This window comes from Micromonospora sp. CNZ299, from assembly GCF_002754415.1.
Genome location: NZ_PEFG01000001.1, coordinates 4,401,847 through 4,415,702 on the forward strand (window position 1 = coordinate 4,401,847; position 13,856 = coordinate 4,415,702).

The following is a 13,856-nucleotide window of genomic DNA, read 5'->3' on the forward strand; positions in this document are numbered from 1 at the left end:
GGCACCGGCTCAGAAGCCGACGAAGACCCGACGCAGGTCGTCCAGGGTCACCGGCCCGGTCACCCGGACCCCCTCCGGGGTGTGCTGGGGACCCAGCCGTCCGGTGGCCAACCGCAGCCACGCCTCGGCGGGGGCGGTCAGCTCCCCGTCGGGCTGCTCCGGCGCGTCGACGACGTCAACCTTCTCGCCCAACCGCAGCCCGAAGGTCCGCTCGGGCGCCTGCAGCCGGACCAGCAGGGTGGCCTCCCGACCGCCCAGCTCCTGCGGGCGGCTGGTCCAGGCCAGCATGCCGCCGATCTGGTCGAGCAGCAGCCCCACCGCCGCCGGCGTCACCGCCGCGAACGAGTTGAACCCCACCTCGACGTCCCACTGGTGCAGGGCGAACTCGCTGAGGCGGAACCGGGCCGCGGTGGCCACGTCGACCGGCTCCGGCAGGAAGCCGAGGTCGATCCGCATGGAGGCCCGGGTCTCGGCGTCCAGCGCCTCGTACGCCTCGACCAGCCGCTCGTTGGTGGCGAGGAACCCGGCGGCGTGCTCGGCCGGGGACATCGCGTCCCACCGTGCCCAGACGCCGCGGTTGAAGTCCCCGTCCGGGCCGGGCGCGCCGGTGCGGGCGGCGTCCAGCGTCGCCAGGTTGATCTCGGCGCCGCTGCCCAGGTGGCTCAGCACCTGGGACACCTGCCACTCGCTGGCTCCCGAGGGGCGGAGCAGGTCGTCTTCCTTCAGGTCCCGTACGAGCGCGGCGAGCTCCTCGTGGCCCGCGCGCAGAGCCGTGATGATCTGGTCAGCAGGGGTCGACATGGATCTCCTCAAACGGACTTTCGACGATGGTCGGACGTTACCGGAAGCGGCCGCCGGCCGGGCTCGCCCCACGTCGGGGCGGTCCGGCCGGCAGCCGCGTCGGTCGGCTCAGCCCATGTGCACGGTGTTGCCGGTCGGGATGTCCTCCTTGCGCACCTTCACCAGGACCAGGGTGGCCAGCCCGGCGAGCACGATCAGGGCCGCGCCCCAGGCGAACGCCACGCGGTAGCCGTGCACCAGAGCCTCGATCTGGTTGACCGGGTTCGGCACCCGACCGACCAGGTACGCGGCGACCGCGCTGGTGTACATGGTGTTCAGCAGGGCGGTGCCGAGCGAGCCGCCGATCTGCTGGGTGGCGTTCAGCGTCGCGCTGGCCGCGCCGGCGTCGTGCTCCGGCACCCCCACCAGCGCGAGGCTGGACAGCGGCACGAACGTGAAGCCCAGGCCCATGCCGAGGATGACCTGGGCGGGCAGCAGGAGGGTGAGGAACGAGGTGTCCACGTCGATCTGGGTCAGCGCCAGCATGGCCACGGCGGCGAGCACGGCGCCGCCGACCATCAGCGGCTTGGCACCCACCCGTGGCATCAGCTGGCTGGCGCCACCAGCGGCGATCAGCACACCGACGGTGACCGGAAGCGACGCGAGCCCGGCCTCGAGGGGCTTGTACTGCAACACCACCTGGAAGTAGAAGGTCAGGAACAGGAACGCCCCGAACAGGCCGGCGCCGATCAGCGTCGAGGCGAGGTACGCCCCGCCCCGGTTGCGGTCCAGGATGATCCGCAGCGGCAGCAGCGGGTGGTTGGAGCGCAGCTCGATCACCACGAAGATGGCGAGCAGCGCCACACCGGAGGCGATGAAGCCGAGCGTCTGGGCGGCGTCCCAGCCGTCCTCGGCGGCCTTGGTGAAGCCGTAGACCAGGGAGACCAGGCCGGCGGTCACCACGATCGCGCCGGGCACGTCGTAGCGGGTGTTGCCGTGCGCCCGGCTCTCCGGCACCAGCGGGAGGGCCAGGGCGATGGCGATGGCCGCCACCGGGATGTTGACCAGCAGGCACCAGCGCCAGTCGGCGTACTCGGTGAGCACCCCACCGAGCAGCAGACCGACCGCCGAGCCACCGCCGGCGATCGCGCCGTACACCGCGAAGGCCTTGGCCCGCTCGGTGGCCTCGGTGAACAGGACGGTGAGCAGCGCCAGCGCCGCCGGGGCGAGCAACGCGCCGAAGGCGCCCTGAAGCGCACGGGCGGCGAAGAGCATGCCGCCGGTGGTGGCGAGGCCGCCCAGTGCGGAGGCGAGCGCGAACCCGGTCATGCCGACCAGGAAGGTGCGCTTGCGCCCCCAGTAGTCGGCGATCCGGCCGCCGAGCAGCAGCAACCCGCCGAACGCCAGCGTGTAGGCGGTGATCACCCACTGCCGGTTCGCGTCGGTGATGCCCAGGTCGGCCTGGGCCTGCGGCAGCGCGATGTTCACGATCGTGGCGTCGAGCACGACCATCAGCTGCGAGACCGCGATGACCGCCAGCGCGATCCAGCGCCGCGGGTGCGGCGCTCCTGTCGACGTCCCGGCGCCGGGCGCGCCGGGGGCGGTCGAGGTGGTTCCGGGCATGGTGAAGCCTTCCGTGTTGCGAATGTCGAGAAAGAGATCAGGCCTGAGACGGGCGGTCGTGCTGGTAGCGGAGAACCGGGATCAGCACCTGGTCGACGACCTGGGTGAGGAACGCGTCATCGGCGGGTAGGCCGTGCGCGATGATGCGGGACATGGTGAGCGCGGGCGCCAGATCGTGGAACAACTCGCGCTCGCCGGCCTCCGGCGGGATCTCCCCCCGGGCGGCGGCACGGACCAGGATGGCGGTGCTCGCCACCCGCCCGGCCGGCAGCACCTGGCGGCGTACCAGGCGTTCCAGCTCGGGGTTGGTCCGCATGGCGAACGTCAACGCCTGCATGAGGTCACAGTCGGCCACACAGATCGCCGCCGTGGCGCGCAGCAACTCGATCAGGTCACCGCGCAGTGAACCGGTGTCGGGCGGGTTGTGCACCCCCACCTGCCGGCCGCCCAGGGCGGCGACGACCAGCTCGGCCTTGCCGTCCCAACGCCGGTAGATGGTGGCCTTGCTGACGTGGGCGCGAGCGGCGACGGCGTCGATCGTCATCCGGTCGTAGCCGACCTCGCGCAGCAGGTCGGTGACGACGGCGAACAGGTCGCCGTCGGTGCAGCGTGGGCCCCGGGCCGCCGGCACTCCGGCACCCCCGCCCACCTGCTGACCACCCAGCATCCCCGTACCCCCCATGAAACGATGTCGTACTGACACTAGTTCTCCAGGGTGGGAACATGCAGGCTTTCGTGAGTTGCGTCGCAGGGTGTCAACGAAACGATTACGTTTCCGAGCGGAGTCCGGTGGGTGAACGTGCTGGTCAGGCACCGGGTGCGAGGATCACCGGCACCGCCGTCGTGTTGATCCGTGAACCGTCGAGGGCGGACACCTCGTACACCTCGACGGTGCCCTGCTGCTCCCGAGCCGCCCGCCAGCCGACCACCACGCGGTAGCCACCCCGGCAGCCGCTGCCGCAACTGGCGGTGCCGAAGCCGGTGGCCACCTCCCGGCCGGCGGCGTCCAGCACCCGCACGCTCACCGTGGCCTCGAACACGGTGGCGGTGCCCGTGACGACGAGCGGGGCGGCCACCCGCTCACCGGCGGTCGGGCTGGTCACCACTATCGGCGGCAGCAGGTCCGCGTAGGCCGGCCGACCGACCGGGCCCGCGCCGCCCAGGCTGACCTGACGCACGGTGGGGAACTGGGTGAGCGTCCACACCACCTGCGCCTCGCGTAATCGCCGCTCCGCCGGGTCGCCGACAGCCGGCACCCGCAGCGTCGCCGTGCCGTCGGTGATTCGGGTGACCTCGATGCCGGCCGGGACGAGGGTGGTCAACCCGGCGGCGGCCTCGGCCGGCGTGGGTCCGGCGGCCAGCTCGGTCAGCGCCAGCCGGGACGTCGACAGGGTGGCCGGCCGGGCCCGCCTGGTCGGCACGAGTTGCCCGGCGCGGACGAGCCACAGCTCGATGGTCACGGTGTCGCGGGTGCCGGCCGGCCCGGGCGGGGTCGTCGTGGGTGATCGTGGAGGCCCCGCCGAGGGGGTCGGATCCGGACGGTCGGTCGATGCGGCGCTCGGCGGGGCCGTGCTCGGCGGTGCCGCGCTGGACGGCGTCGTGCTGGACGGCGCCGCCGCGGGCGCCGGGCCGAGCGCCCCGGAGCGCGGGGTGCCGCACCCGCTCACCAGCAGGCCGGCGACGAGCACCGACGCGATCACACCGTGCCGGCTCATGCGCTGTCACCCGCCGCCGTGCCGGCCGGCTCGCCGTGGTCGCTCGCTGGCGCGGGGGGACCGTGCGCCGGCAGCTCCAGCCGGAAGCGGGTGCCGGCGCCGGATTCGCTGCGGACGCTCAGCACACCGCCGAGCACTGTGGCGTGTTCCCGGGCGATGGCCAGCCCGAGCCCGCTGCCCGGCGCGGACCGGGACGGGTCGACCTTGTGGAACCGGTCGAAGACGTGGGGCAGGTGCTTCACCGGGATGCCCGGCCCCTGGTCGGTGACCTCGAAGACGACCACCGGGCCCGCCCCGGTCACGGTTGCCCGGATCTCCCCGCCGCCGTGTTCGACCGCGTTGGCGACCAGGTTGGCCAGCACGCGCTCCAGCCGGCGCGGGTCGGTGCGCAGCGTGATCGCGTCGCCGCTGACCAGAACCCGCTCCGACCAACCGCGTGTCGCGACGATCCCGTGCAGCAGCGCCGACGCGTTGACGGACCCGACGGCCGGCTGCTCCCGGCCGGAATCCAACCGGGAGATCTCCATCAGGTCCTCGACCAGCCGGCGCAGCCGGACCACGTCGCCGACCAGCAACCGCGCGGCCGGTCGCGCATCGCCGGGCAACTGGTCGAGGTGCTCACCCAGCAGCGACGCCGCGGCCACCAGGGCGGTCACCGGGGTACGCAGCTCGTGCGCCACATCGGCGGTGAACCGCCGCTCACGGGCCTGCGCGGCCGACAGTGCCGCGATCTTCGACTCCAGTGCCTCGGCCATCTCGTTGAACGTCGCCGCCCAGACGCTGAACTCGTCGCGCCCGCGCACCGGCAGGCGGGTGTCGAGCAGACCCTCGGTGAGCGCCCGGGCGGCTCGGCTGGCCCGGCCCACCGGCTCCAACGTGCGTCGGGCCAGCGCGTGACCCACCCCGGCGGCGAGCAGCACCACGAGCACCCAGCCCGCCACCAGCGCGCTACGCAGCTGACCCAGGTCGGTGGCGACGTCGTCCTCCACGGTGAGGACGTACAGCTCGGCGGTCGAGCCGGGGATGCGCCCGCCGACCACCAGCAGCCGAGGACGTTGCGCCGGCGCGGAGCGCTGGTATCCGAGCTGTCCACCCGCGACGGTGGCCCGCAACCCGGTGCCCAGCGTCGGGGCGTACGCGGGGTGCGAGGGGCGGCTCGGTCCGTCGACGAGCACCACGTGCCGGCCGCTGGCCTCGAAGCTGGTGAGCAGGTCGGTGCTGCGTTGCTCGGTCAGCGGGAGGAACTGTCCGGCGAGTACGAGTTGGTAGCGGGCGTCGGCGGCTGCCTCCTGCAGCGACGCGTCCCACCAGGACTGCCGCAGCAGCAGCCCGGTCCCACCGGCGAGCAGGCCGGCCGAGACGCCCGCGACCAGGACGAACGCGATGGTCAGCCGACGCCGCAGGCGGCCCGGGGTCACCGCGCGTCCGGCCATCGCCGACCCTCCCGTCAGCCCACCGACAGCTTGTAGCCGGCGCCACGCACGGTACGGACCAACCGTGGCTGCGCCGGGTCCTCCTCGATCTTGGAGCGCAGCCGTTGCACCGCCACGTCGACCAGCCGGGAGTCGCCGAGGAAGTCGTGGTGCCAGACCAGGTCCAGCAGCAACTCCCGGGTGAAGACCTGGCCGGGTCGGCGGGCCAGCTCCAGCAACAGCCGGAACTCGGTGGCGGTCAGCGCCACCTCCCGGCCGTGCCGACGGACCACGAAGCTGCCCGGGTCGATCTCCAGGCTGCCGACCTCGATGATGGTGGACGGGGCGGTAGCGCTCATTCTGCGCAGCACCGAGCGGACCCGGGCCACCAACTCGGGCAGGTCGAAGGGCTTGCGCAGGTAGTCGTCGGCGCCGCACTCCAACCCGACCACCACGTCGATGGTGTCAGTGCGCGCGGTCAGCATCAGGATCGGCACCTGACTGGTACGCCTAATCTCCCGGCAGACGTCCAGGCCGTCCAGACCGGGCAGCATGACGTCGAGCACGATCAGGTCGACCGGGTGGGCTCGCCACGCCGCGAGGGCCTGCCGCCCGTCGACGGCGGTGTCGACCCGGAAGCCGGCGCGGCGCAGTCCGAGGGCGGTGACCTCCCGGATGGAGGCGTCGTCCTCGACCACCAGCACGCGGCCCTCCATCACCCGAGAGTAGACCCGCCGCCACGGTGCGCAGCCTGGCGAAACGGTCGGGTTCCACGGACCGGCCGGACCGTTGAGCGGCACCGACAACCCCACCTCGCACCGGGCCGAGCGTTGATCTCGACGTGGGCTACTGAGATCATCGATCGCTCGGATCAGCACACCGGCTGATCCGGCGGTCAGCGCGTACCGACCGCCACGCCCATCGGCGGCGGACGGCGCGTGCCGTTGCCGGTGGCCCGCGGGCCGCCTCGATCCGACCAGTTCACACGAAGGGGCACGACGTGCAACGTCACGGCTGCGTGATCCGACTCCGACCGGAGCAACGGGAGACCTATCTTCGGCTGCACGCCACCGTCTGGCCGAGCGTCGAGCAGACGCTGCGCGAGGCGAACTTCCGCAACTACACCATCTTCCTCCACGACGACCTGCTCTTCGGCTACTACGAGTACGTCGGCGACGACTACGACGCCGACCTGCGGCTCATCGCTGCGGACCCGCAGACACAGGAGTGGTGGAAGCTGACCGACCCGTGTCAGGAGTCGCTCGCCGAGCCCGGCTCGGGGGACTGGTGGGCGTCGATGCGGGAGGTCTGGCACCTGGCCGACGAGGCCGTCGAGCAGGCACCCGACCCGGCCGGGCAGGGCTCCGGCAGCTAGCTGACACGGAGCTACGACGGCAGCGCCGCGGACTTTCGTACGCCCCGGCGGGGTGACAACTCCGCTCCCGCATTGAAGACTAGCTTCATTCGTTGGTGTAGATCGGTCAATATCCTACGGAGGAAGCGTGCTCACCAGAAGAAGCCTGCTCGTCGCTGCCGGTGCGGCGGTGGTCGGCGCCGTACCGCTGGCCAACTCGGCCACTGCCGCGTTGCCGCAGCTGGACATGGAAGCGCTGATCAAGGCGGCGCAGATCGACCCGCGTCGGCCGGACACCGCGCTCACCGACGGGGCCAAGGACAGCGTCCTGCTGGTGGAGCGTGCCCTCCAGGCGAGAGGGCTGCTGTCGTCGACGTACGTCGACGGGCATTTCGGCACCAGCACGATCGCCGCGTACGCGGCGTACCAGCGGTCCCTCGGCTACACCGGTCTCGACGCGACCGGCCTGCCCGGCCCGTCGTCGCTGCGGTCGCTCGGCGAGGGGCGTTACACAGTGGTCAGGGCGATCTCACCAGGCAGCGTGGTGACCCTGCGCGGTGTGCAGGTCAACACGCGCACCAGGTCGATGCTGTTCGAGGCCGAACGCCTGCTCGGCCGTCAGCTCGGCATCACGCAGGGCTCGTACAGCAGCGGTGTGGGCGCATCCGCCGGCACGCACGACGGCGGCGGTGCGCTCGATCTCTCGGTCAGCGGGCTCTCCTCAGCCGTGCGAACGGATGTGCTGCGTCGCCTGCGGACTGTGGGCTTCGCCGCGTGGCTGCGGACCCCGGCCCAGGGGGACTGGGGCTATCACATCCACGCCATCGCGCTGTCCGACACCGACCAGTCGACAGGTGCGCAGAACCAGGCCGGCGACTATTACCTCGGTCGTAACGGCCTGGCCAACCGGGGCGCCGATGACGGGCCGGCAGTCAGCCCCAAGCGGACCTGGGAGGAATACCAGCGCACGCTCTGAGGCTCACGGTCCTCCCATGACCGTGGCCGGAGCATGATCCACTCGCGTTCGTGACAGTCGGGGCATCCGCGGTGTCCGGACACCGCGACTTCACCAACGTCGAGTCGATCAAGTCTTCGAAAAGATTCTGGCGGTCCTGTCGATTGGGGTTGATCCTCTTCGTAGCCCTGGTGAGAGCCCGGCACAACAGCGGGCCACGCACCCACTGGAGGGCACGATGACCAGCACAGCGACCACCACTCCCACCACCACGTCGACCTTCGGCGCGCTGATTCGTACCGGTCTCATCGCCACGGTCGCCGCGAGCGCCGCCACCATGGCCGTCGCCGCCGTCGGCCACGCGGCAGGCATCAGCCTCGACGTGGCCGACGCGCCGATCCCGGTGACCGGGTTCGGCGTGCTGACCGCCGTATTCTCGCTGGTCGGGGTGCTCCTCGCCGCGTTGCTGTCCCGTTTCGCCCGGCGTCCGCGGCGCACGTTCGTCCGCACGACCGTGGTGCTCACCGTCCTGTCGCTGGTGCCGGACGTGATCGCGGACGCCGGGGCGGGCACCAAGGCGCTGCTGATGCTCACCCACCTGGTCGCGGCCGTGATCGTGATCCCCGCCGTCGCGCGCCGCCTGGCCGCCTGACCTGCCGCAACCCACCCGTCGACCTACCGGAGGAACGTCATGAAGCAGTACCTGCTGTCCGTGCACTTCGTCGAGGGCGCGCCAGCCCCGTCCGACGAGGAGATGCAGACCATGTTCGCGGAAACCGGCCGGATCAACGACGAGATGCTGGCCGCAGGCGCCTGGGTCTTTGGCGGAGGGCTCCTCTCGCCGGACAGCGCCACCGTCGTCCGGGTCGAGAACGGCGCCACCACCATGAGCGATGGGCCGTTCGCCGAGACGAAGGAGCACATCGCCGGGTTCTGGGTCATCAGGTGCGAGGACCTGGACCAGGCGCTCGCCTGGGCCGAGAAGTGCGCGGCGGCCTGCGGCCCGGTCGAGGTGCGCCCCTTCGACGACCTGTCCCAGGCCTGAACAGGGAGTCGATCAGCCGACATGGACCTGGCGAGCATCTACCGCGCGGAGTACGGCCGCTGCGTCGCCACCCTGGCCCGCGTCCTCGGTGACATCAACCTCGCCGAGGAGGCGGTCCAGGACGCCTTCACCACGGCGTTGCAGAAGTGGCAGACCCCGCCGCCCAACCCGGGTGCCTGGATCGTGACCACCGCCCGCAACCGCGCCGTCGACCGGCTCCGCCGGGAGTCGACCCGCGAGGCCCGGCACGCCCAGGCCCTGCTGCTGCACCACCAGGACGAGCCGCGAGAGGTGGGACCGGTGAAGGACGACCAGCTGCGACTCATCTTCACCTGCTGCCACCCGGCGCTCGCTCCCGACGCGCGGACCGCCCTCACGCTGCGCCTGCTCGGTGGCCTCGACGTATCGGAGATCGCCCGGGCGTACCTGGTCCAGGAGGCCACCGTCGCCCAGCGGATCGTGCGCGCCAAGAAGAAGATCCGGGACGCCAACATCCCGTACCGGGTGCCCGCCGAACATGAGCTGCCGGACCGGCTGCCGCCGGTGCTCACCGTGCTCTACCTGATGTTCAACGAGGGGTACGCGTCCACCGCCGGGCCGTTGATCAGAACGGACCTGTGCACCGAGGCGATCCGGCTCACCCGCGAACTTGCCGCGTTGATGCCCGACGAGCCCGAGGTCCTGGGCCTGCTCGCCCTGTTGCTGCTGACCGAGGCCCGCCGCCCGGCGCGGCTCGACGCGACCGGCGAGCTGGTGCTGCTGGCCGACCAGGACCGGTCACTGTGGAACCGGCCACTCATCGCCGAGGGCCACGACCTGGTCCGCCGCTGCCTGCGGCGCAACCGGCCCGGCCCGTACCAGATCCAGGCCGCCATCAGCGCGGTGCACACCGACGGCGCCGCCACCGACTGGCCACAGGTCCTGGCACTGTACGACCAGCTCCTCGTGATCACGCCAACGCCGGTCGTCGCGCTCAACCGTGCCGTCGCCGTCGCCGAGGTGCACGGGCCGGCGGTGGCCCTCGCCGCGTTGGAGGGTGTCGACCTCCCGGGCTACCACCGGCTGCCCGCCACCCGGGCCGAGTTGCTCGCCCGGCTCGGACGCGACGACGAGGCACGAGCCGCCTACGACCAGGCCGTGGCACTGGCCACCAACGAGACCGAGCGGGCCTACCTGCGGACCCGTCGTACCGCACTGAGTCACCCGTGAACGGACAACATCATGACCGCCACCTACACCGTCGACGTCTTCTCCAGCCTCGACGGCTTCGGCTCTGCCGGGGCGGCTCGGTGTCCGTTAGGGGATCACCACTGGTGGGCCACGTCGAGCACGACCCGACTGTGTCCGCCGGGGCCAGCGAGGACGAACGTGCGGAACGGCAACCGCGCCCGTACGCCGACCGCGAAGGTGCTGTAGCCCTCGAAGCTGCCGCCGAAGACGACGTCACGCAGTGTCGGGTAGCGCAGCAGGTTCGCGACGTGCTCACCGACCGCGTACGGCACGGTGCCCTGGTGTGCGTCGTCGTACGCCGGTGCGCGCAGCGACACCCGCAGCAGCGCCCCTCCCGCGGTGTACGGCGACAACGCCAGCCCCTCGCCCTCGGTCCACGTCTCGCCGTAGCCGACCGCGTAACCATCGACCGGGCCGGCGAACTCGAACACCACCCGGTCGTAGCAGTCGTGCCGACCGGTGCGGACGTCGACCAGCGGGGCGTCGCTGAGCGCGCCGGCCGACTTCTCCGCGCTGCCCCAGGTGATGCCGCAGTACGCCGACCCGGTCGTGGTGCCCGCCGCGGTGCTGCTGCCCGCGCCGACGAGCAGCCCGGCGAGGACGACCACCATCGCCGTCAGTGCGCTTCTGATCCTCATCGTGGTTCTCCGTTCGAGATTCGGGACCACGTGGCGGCGGCGCTGCCGGTGGCCCTCTGCCGCCACCGTCGTCCCTTCTCGGCACGGGCACTTCGCCACGACGTAACCGCCGCGTAACAGCGGATTTCCTCGGCGGTATGACGCTTCCGCTATGTCGGACATCGGTCGCCCGGGCTCTAGCATTCACGTACATCGATGACCGGTGGCCGGTGGCCGCCGGGCGACCGTAGGGGAGTGCGTGATGTTCCGACGACAACTGAGACGTACGGCGATGGCCATGCTGGTGGCCGTGCTGGCGGCAGCCGGGGTGCAGCTCGCCACGGGCGCTCCGGCCGCCGCCGTACGGACGGTCTACTACGACGCGAGCCGGACCGGTGAGTTCCGCACCAACTTTGACCAGGCGGCACAGATCTGGAACAGCCGGGTCAGCAACGTCCGACTGCTGGCCGGCACCCCGGCCAGCATCACCATCTACGTCGACGACGGCTGGCCCCGGGCGCAGCCGACCGGCCTCGGCTCGGGACGGATCTGGATGGGCCGCACGGCCGTCAACCAGGGCTACGACCGTAACCGCATCGCCGCCCACGAGATCGGGCACATCCTGGGCCTGCCGGACCGGCGTACCGGCCTGTGCACCGACCTGATGTCCGGCAGCAGCGCCCCGGTGTCCTGCCGCAACGCCAACCCCAGCTCGACCGAGGCGAGCCGGGTGAACTCGCTGTTCGCCGGCAGCCTGGCCGCGCCGGCCAGCACGACGTACACCTGGACCGGCGACTCCGACATCGAACCGTTGGTGGTCGGCGGCCGACCGGCGTCGGAGAACTACCCGTTCATGGTCTACGTCTCCGGCTGCACCGGCACGTTGATCAAGGGCAACTGGGCGGTCACCGCCAAGCACTGCTCGACGCCGTCCTCGGTGCGGGTGGGCAGCGTCAACCGCTCCAGCGGCGGGACGGTGGTGCGGGTGACCCGTGCGGTCAACCACCCGAGCGTCGACGTCAAGCTGCTGCAACTGGCCAGCTCGGTCACGTACGCCCCGGCGCCGATCCCGAGCACCTCCGGCGCGGTCGGCACCGTCACCCGGATCATCGGCTGGGGCCAGACCTGCGCGCCCCGGGGCTGCGGATCGGCACCGGCGGTCGCCAACGAGCTGGACACGTCCATCGTGGCGGACAGTCGGTGCTCCGGCATCAACGGCCCGTACGAGATCTGCACCAACAACACCAACGGCAATTCCGGCGCCTGCTACGGCGACTCGGGTGGGCCGCAGGTGCGCCGCGTCAACGGAGTGTGGAACCTGATCGGCGCCACCAGCCGGGCCGGCAACAACAACTCCACCTGCGCCACCGGCCCGTCCATCTACGTCGACCTGCCGTCCATCCGGTCCTGGATCTCCACCCAGGTCGGGGGTCTGCCCGTCTGACCATCAAGGACAGTGCAGCGGGGACGCGCGCACGACGCGTCCCCGCTCGCGGCGTGTTGGGGTAACCCCACGCTGTCGCCCATGGGATACGGTGCGTGGCATCTCGACACATCCGAGGTGGACCCATGCCTGCCCTCGTCGCCCTCGCGCTGACCCTCGCTCTCGCGCCCACGCCGTCCCCGTCGGCCACCCCAGGTCCGGTCGCTGACCTCCTCGGTGGCGTCGGCCGGATCGTCGACGACCTCCTCGATGGCGGCGACCCGCCGAGCACCGCGCCAACCGCGCCCTCCACGCCGAGCCCGACGGCGGTCACTGACCAGCCCAGCCCGGTGCGGCCAACCGCGGCCCCCACGCCCGCGGGGTCGTCGGCCGCCGTCCAGGTCCCGGCCGCTCCGGTCGCACCGGCTCGCCCCGCCGGTGGCGAGGTCACCGGCACCCGGGAGGCAACCGTGCCCCGCCGTGACGGTGCCCCTCCCGCTCCGGTCACCCCGCCGACGCTCGCCAGCCCCGCCCGCGACAGTTGGCCGCCGGTGTCCTACGTGCTGGTCCTGGCTGCCATGGTCGTGTTGGCCGTGTGGCTCCTGCGCCGCCGTCCGTCGGCCCCCGCCGCCGCACCCGCGCCGGATCTCGCACCCGCGCCCGATCCCGCACCCGCGCCGGATCCTGGACCCGTGCCGGACAATGTCAGCCGGTTGCCGACCAGCCTCAACGCGATCTACGAGCTGGGCCGGCTGGACGAGCGGCTCGCCCAGGAGCGCGGTCGCCCCACTCCATGAGGCGCGCCCATCGGCCTCACTGCCCCGAGTAGGCATCCTCGCGTCGCGGGATCTCGTCGTCGTAGGCACCGACCGGTCCGCTGTAGCGGACCTCACCCTCCGGGTACGGCCAGGCGTTCGCTGTGCAGCCGTGCCGGCCCAACGTCTGTTGCTGCATTACCGGCGCCGGCCGGCCCCGCCCCGGACACCGCTCATGACCCAACCCGAGCTTGTGCCCCACCTCGTGGTTGACCATGTACTGCCGATAGGTGGCCAGGCTCGCACCGTAGCCCGGGACGCCCTTGACCCAGCGCGCCACGTTGAGCACCACGCGGCCACCGTTGCGGCACGAGGTGTAGCCGTCGGGCACGTCCTGGCAGAGGGTGTCGCGGGTGCCGGGGGTGGCCAGATAGATGGTGAAGTCGGTGGCTTCGCCGGCACCCACCCGGCGCAGCCGCCACGCCCCGCCGGCCGTCCACCCGCGTGGGTCGTTCAACGTCGCGGTGATCGCCGCGGCGATGTCGCCCACCGGCAGCCCCCGAATGTCCCGCTCCACGACGACCCGGTACCGCAGCAACCGGCCGTCGCCCGGGCGTCCGGGCGCCGCCTCGCCGGGCGCCGCCTCGCCGGGCGCCGCCGACCAGCGGTTGCCGCCGGCGGCGGGATAGCTGATCGGGACGGCAGGCGCGGAACCGGGCGTCACGTCGGCGACCCCGGCCGGTCGCCCGGTGACAGCCCCAGTGGGCGGCCCGGCGGCGGGGCCGGCACCGGTCGGGGGTTGCCCGGCAGCCGGCCCTCCGCATCCGGTGAGCAGTGCCACCACCACCGGCAACGCCGCCGAGGCGATACGCCACCGGTGGGTAACCTTCGTCGACATGTCTCTCCCCTCGCGCGTCGCTCGGTGGCGGCGCGGAGGAGAAGACGGG

The 13,856-nt window shown here is 72.1% G+C and carries 15 protein-coding genes and 1 pseudogene; 8 read left to right on the top strand and 8 right to left on the bottom strand.

All coding sequences use genetic code 11. The annotated features are described in order from the left end of the window. Nucleotides 1-9: 9 nt before the first annotated feature. The 6 genes from CLT68_RS19890 to CLT68_RS19915 all read right to left on the bottom strand — a co-directional run bounded on the left by CLT68_RS19890 (nt 10) and on the right by CLT68_RS19915 (nt 6,246). Nucleotides 10-801, bottom strand: a complete 792-nt coding sequence (locus CLT68_RS19890; protein ID WP_088947875.1) for a maleylpyruvate isomerase family mycothiol-dependent enzyme — start codon at nt 799-801, stop codon at nt 10-12. A 108-nt stretch (nt 802-909) separates the two neighbouring features. Continuing rightward, nucleotides 910-2,403, bottom strand: coding sequence for an MFS transporter (locus CLT68_RS19895; protein ID WP_099852812.1), 1,494 nt, complete (start codon nt 2,401-2,403; stop codon nt 910-912). A 37-nt stretch (nt 2,404-2,440) separates the two neighbouring features. Beyond that, nucleotides 2,441-3,085, bottom strand: a complete 645-nt coding sequence (locus tag CLT68_RS19900; RefSeq protein ID WP_099852815.1) for a TetR/AcrR family transcriptional regulator — start codon at nt 3,083-3,085, stop codon at nt 2,441-2,443. 124 nt (nt 3,086-3,209) lie between these two features. Continuing rightward, a complete protein-coding gene (locus tag CLT68_RS19905; protein ID WP_099852817.1) occupies nt 3,210-4,118 on the bottom strand; it encodes a Gmad2 immunoglobulin-like domain-containing protein in 909 nt (302 codons plus the stop codon). Continuing rightward, on the bottom strand, nt 4,115-5,551 hold the full coding sequence (locus CLT68_RS19910; protein ID WP_099852820.1) for a sensor histidine kinase: 1,437 nt from the start codon (nt 5,549-5,551) through the stop codon (nt 4,115-4,117). Before CLT68_RS19910 ends, CLT68_RS19905 begins: the two co-directional genes overlap by 4 nt. Nucleotides 5,552-5,565: 14 nt before the next feature. Continuing rightward, nucleotides 5,566-6,246, bottom strand: coding sequence for a response regulator transcription factor (locus CLT68_RS19915; protein ID WP_088951700.1), 681 nt, complete (start codon nt 6,244-6,246; stop codon nt 5,566-5,568). Between the two features lie 284 nt (nt 6,247-6,530). Here CLT68_RS19915 and CLT68_RS19920 point away from each other — a divergent pair, with 284 nt between their 5' ends. The 5 genes from CLT68_RS19920 (at nt 6,531) to CLT68_RS19940 (ending at nt 10,093) form a co-directional block, all read left to right on the top strand. Beyond that, nucleotides 6,531-6,905: an L-rhamnose mutarotase gene (locus CLT68_RS19920; protein WP_099852822.1), complete on the top strand. Its 375-nt coding sequence runs from the start codon at nt 6,531-6,533 to the stop codon at nt 6,903-6,905. A gap of 127 nt (nt 6,906-7,032) precedes the next feature. Then, a complete protein-coding gene (locus CLT68_RS19925) occupies nt 7,033-7,860 on the top strand; it encodes a peptidoglycan-binding domain-containing protein (protein ID WP_099852825.1) in 828 nt (275 codons plus the stop codon). 217 nt (nt 7,861-8,077) lie between these two features. Next, nucleotides 8,078-8,491, top strand: coding sequence for a DUF6069 family protein (locus CLT68_RS19930; protein WP_099852827.1), 414 nt, complete (start codon nt 8,078-8,080; stop codon nt 8,489-8,491). Nucleotides 8,492-8,530: 39 nt separating this feature from the next. Beyond that, entirely contained in the window at nt 8,531-8,884 is a 354-nt protein-coding gene (locus tag CLT68_RS19935; RefSeq protein ID WP_088947882.1) for a YciI family protein, read from the top strand. A gap of 21 nt (nt 8,885-8,905) precedes the next feature. Then, a complete protein-coding gene (locus tag CLT68_RS19940; RefSeq protein ID WP_099852829.1) occupies nt 8,906-10,093 on the top strand; it encodes an RNA polymerase sigma factor in 1,188 nt (395 codons plus the stop codon). 95 nt (nt 10,094-10,188) lie between these two features. Here the strand turns inward: CLT68_RS19940 and CLT68_RS19945 are convergent, their stop codons facing one another. Then, entirely contained in the window at nt 10,189-10,752 is a 564-nt protein-coding gene (locus CLT68_RS19945) for an AMIN-like domain-containing (lipo)protein (protein WP_099852833.1), read from the bottom strand. A gap of 307 nt (nt 10,753-11,059) precedes the next feature. Between CLT68_RS19945 and CLT68_RS33885 the strand changes: the two are divergent. The 3 genes and pseudogenes from CLT68_RS33885 to CLT68_RS33395 form a co-directional block, all read left to right on the top strand. Next, nucleotides 11,060-11,467 (top strand): annotated as a pseudogene (locus tag CLT68_RS33885) (snapalysin family zinc-dependent metalloprotease); the annotation flags it as partial. Nucleotides 11,468-11,485: 18 nt separating this feature from the next. Next, the gene (locus CLT68_RS33890; RefSeq protein WP_486482446.1) at nt 11,486-12,175 is read left to right on the top strand and encodes a S1 family peptidase; all 690 of its coding nucleotides are present in this window, start codon (nt 11,486-11,488) and stop codon (nt 12,173-12,175) included. A 125-nt stretch (nt 12,176-12,300) separates the two neighbouring features. Beyond that, nucleotides 12,301-12,951, top strand: a complete 651-nt coding sequence (locus CLT68_RS33395) for a hypothetical protein (protein ID WP_199177094.1) — start codon at nt 12,301-12,303, stop codon at nt 12,949-12,951. A gap of 16 nt (nt 12,952-12,967) precedes the next feature. Here the strand turns inward: CLT68_RS33395 and CLT68_RS19955 are convergent, their stop codons facing one another. Then, nucleotides 12,968-13,807, bottom strand: a complete 840-nt coding sequence (locus tag CLT68_RS19955; RefSeq protein ID WP_099852836.1) for a DUF3152 domain-containing protein — start codon at nt 13,805-13,807, stop codon at nt 12,968-12,970. Nucleotides 13,808-13,856: the final 49 nt, after the last annotated feature.

What these genes read in the sequence shown, in the direction of transcription:
- CLT68_RS19890 (WP_088947875.1), bottom strand. Translation starts at nt 801, where the DNA reads ATGTCGACCCCTGCTGACCAGATCATCACGGCTCTGCGCGCGGGCCAC.
- CLT68_RS19895 (WP_099852812.1), bottom strand. Translation starts at nt 2,403, where the DNA reads ATGCCCGGAACCACCTCGACCGCCCCCGGCGCGCCCGGCGCCGGGACG.
- CLT68_RS19900 (WP_099852815.1), bottom strand. Translation starts at nt 3,085, where the DNA reads ATGGGGGGTACGGGGATGCTGGGTGGTCAGCAGGTGGGCGGGGGTGCC.
- CLT68_RS19905 (WP_099852817.1), bottom strand. Translation starts at nt 4,118, where the DNA reads ATGAGCCGGCACGGTGTGATCGCGTCGGTGCTCGTCGCCGGCCTGCTG.
- CLT68_RS19910 (WP_099852820.1), bottom strand. Translation starts at nt 5,551, where the DNA reads ATGGCCGGACGCGCGGTGACCCCGGGCCGCCTGCGGCGTCGGCTGACC.
- CLT68_RS19915 (WP_088951700.1), bottom strand. Translation starts at nt 6,246, where the DNA reads ATGGAGGGCCGCGTGCTGGTGGTCGAGGACGACGCCTCCATCCGGGAG.
- CLT68_RS19930 (WP_099852827.1), top strand. Translation starts at nt 8,078, where the DNA reads ATGACCAGCACAGCGACCACCACTCCCACCACCACGTCGACCTTCGGC.
- CLT68_RS19935 (WP_088947882.1), top strand. Translation starts at nt 8,531, where the DNA reads ATGAAGCAGTACCTGCTGTCCGTGCACTTCGTCGAGGGCGCGCCAGCC.
- CLT68_RS19940 (WP_099852829.1), top strand. Translation starts at nt 8,906, where the DNA reads ATGGACCTGGCGAGCATCTACCGCGCGGAGTACGGCCGCTGCGTCGCC.
- CLT68_RS19945 (WP_099852833.1), bottom strand. Translation starts at nt 10,752, where the DNA reads ATGAGGATCAGAAGCGCACTGACGGCGATGGTGGTCGTCCTCGCCGGG.
- CLT68_RS33395 (WP_199177094.1), top strand. Translation starts at nt 12,301, where the DNA reads ATGCCTGCCCTCGTCGCCCTCGCGCTGACCCTCGCTCTCGCGCCCACG.
- CLT68_RS19955 (WP_099852836.1), bottom strand. Translation starts at nt 13,807, where the DNA reads ATGTCGACGAAGGTTACCCACCGGTGGCGTATCGCCTCGGCGGCGTTG.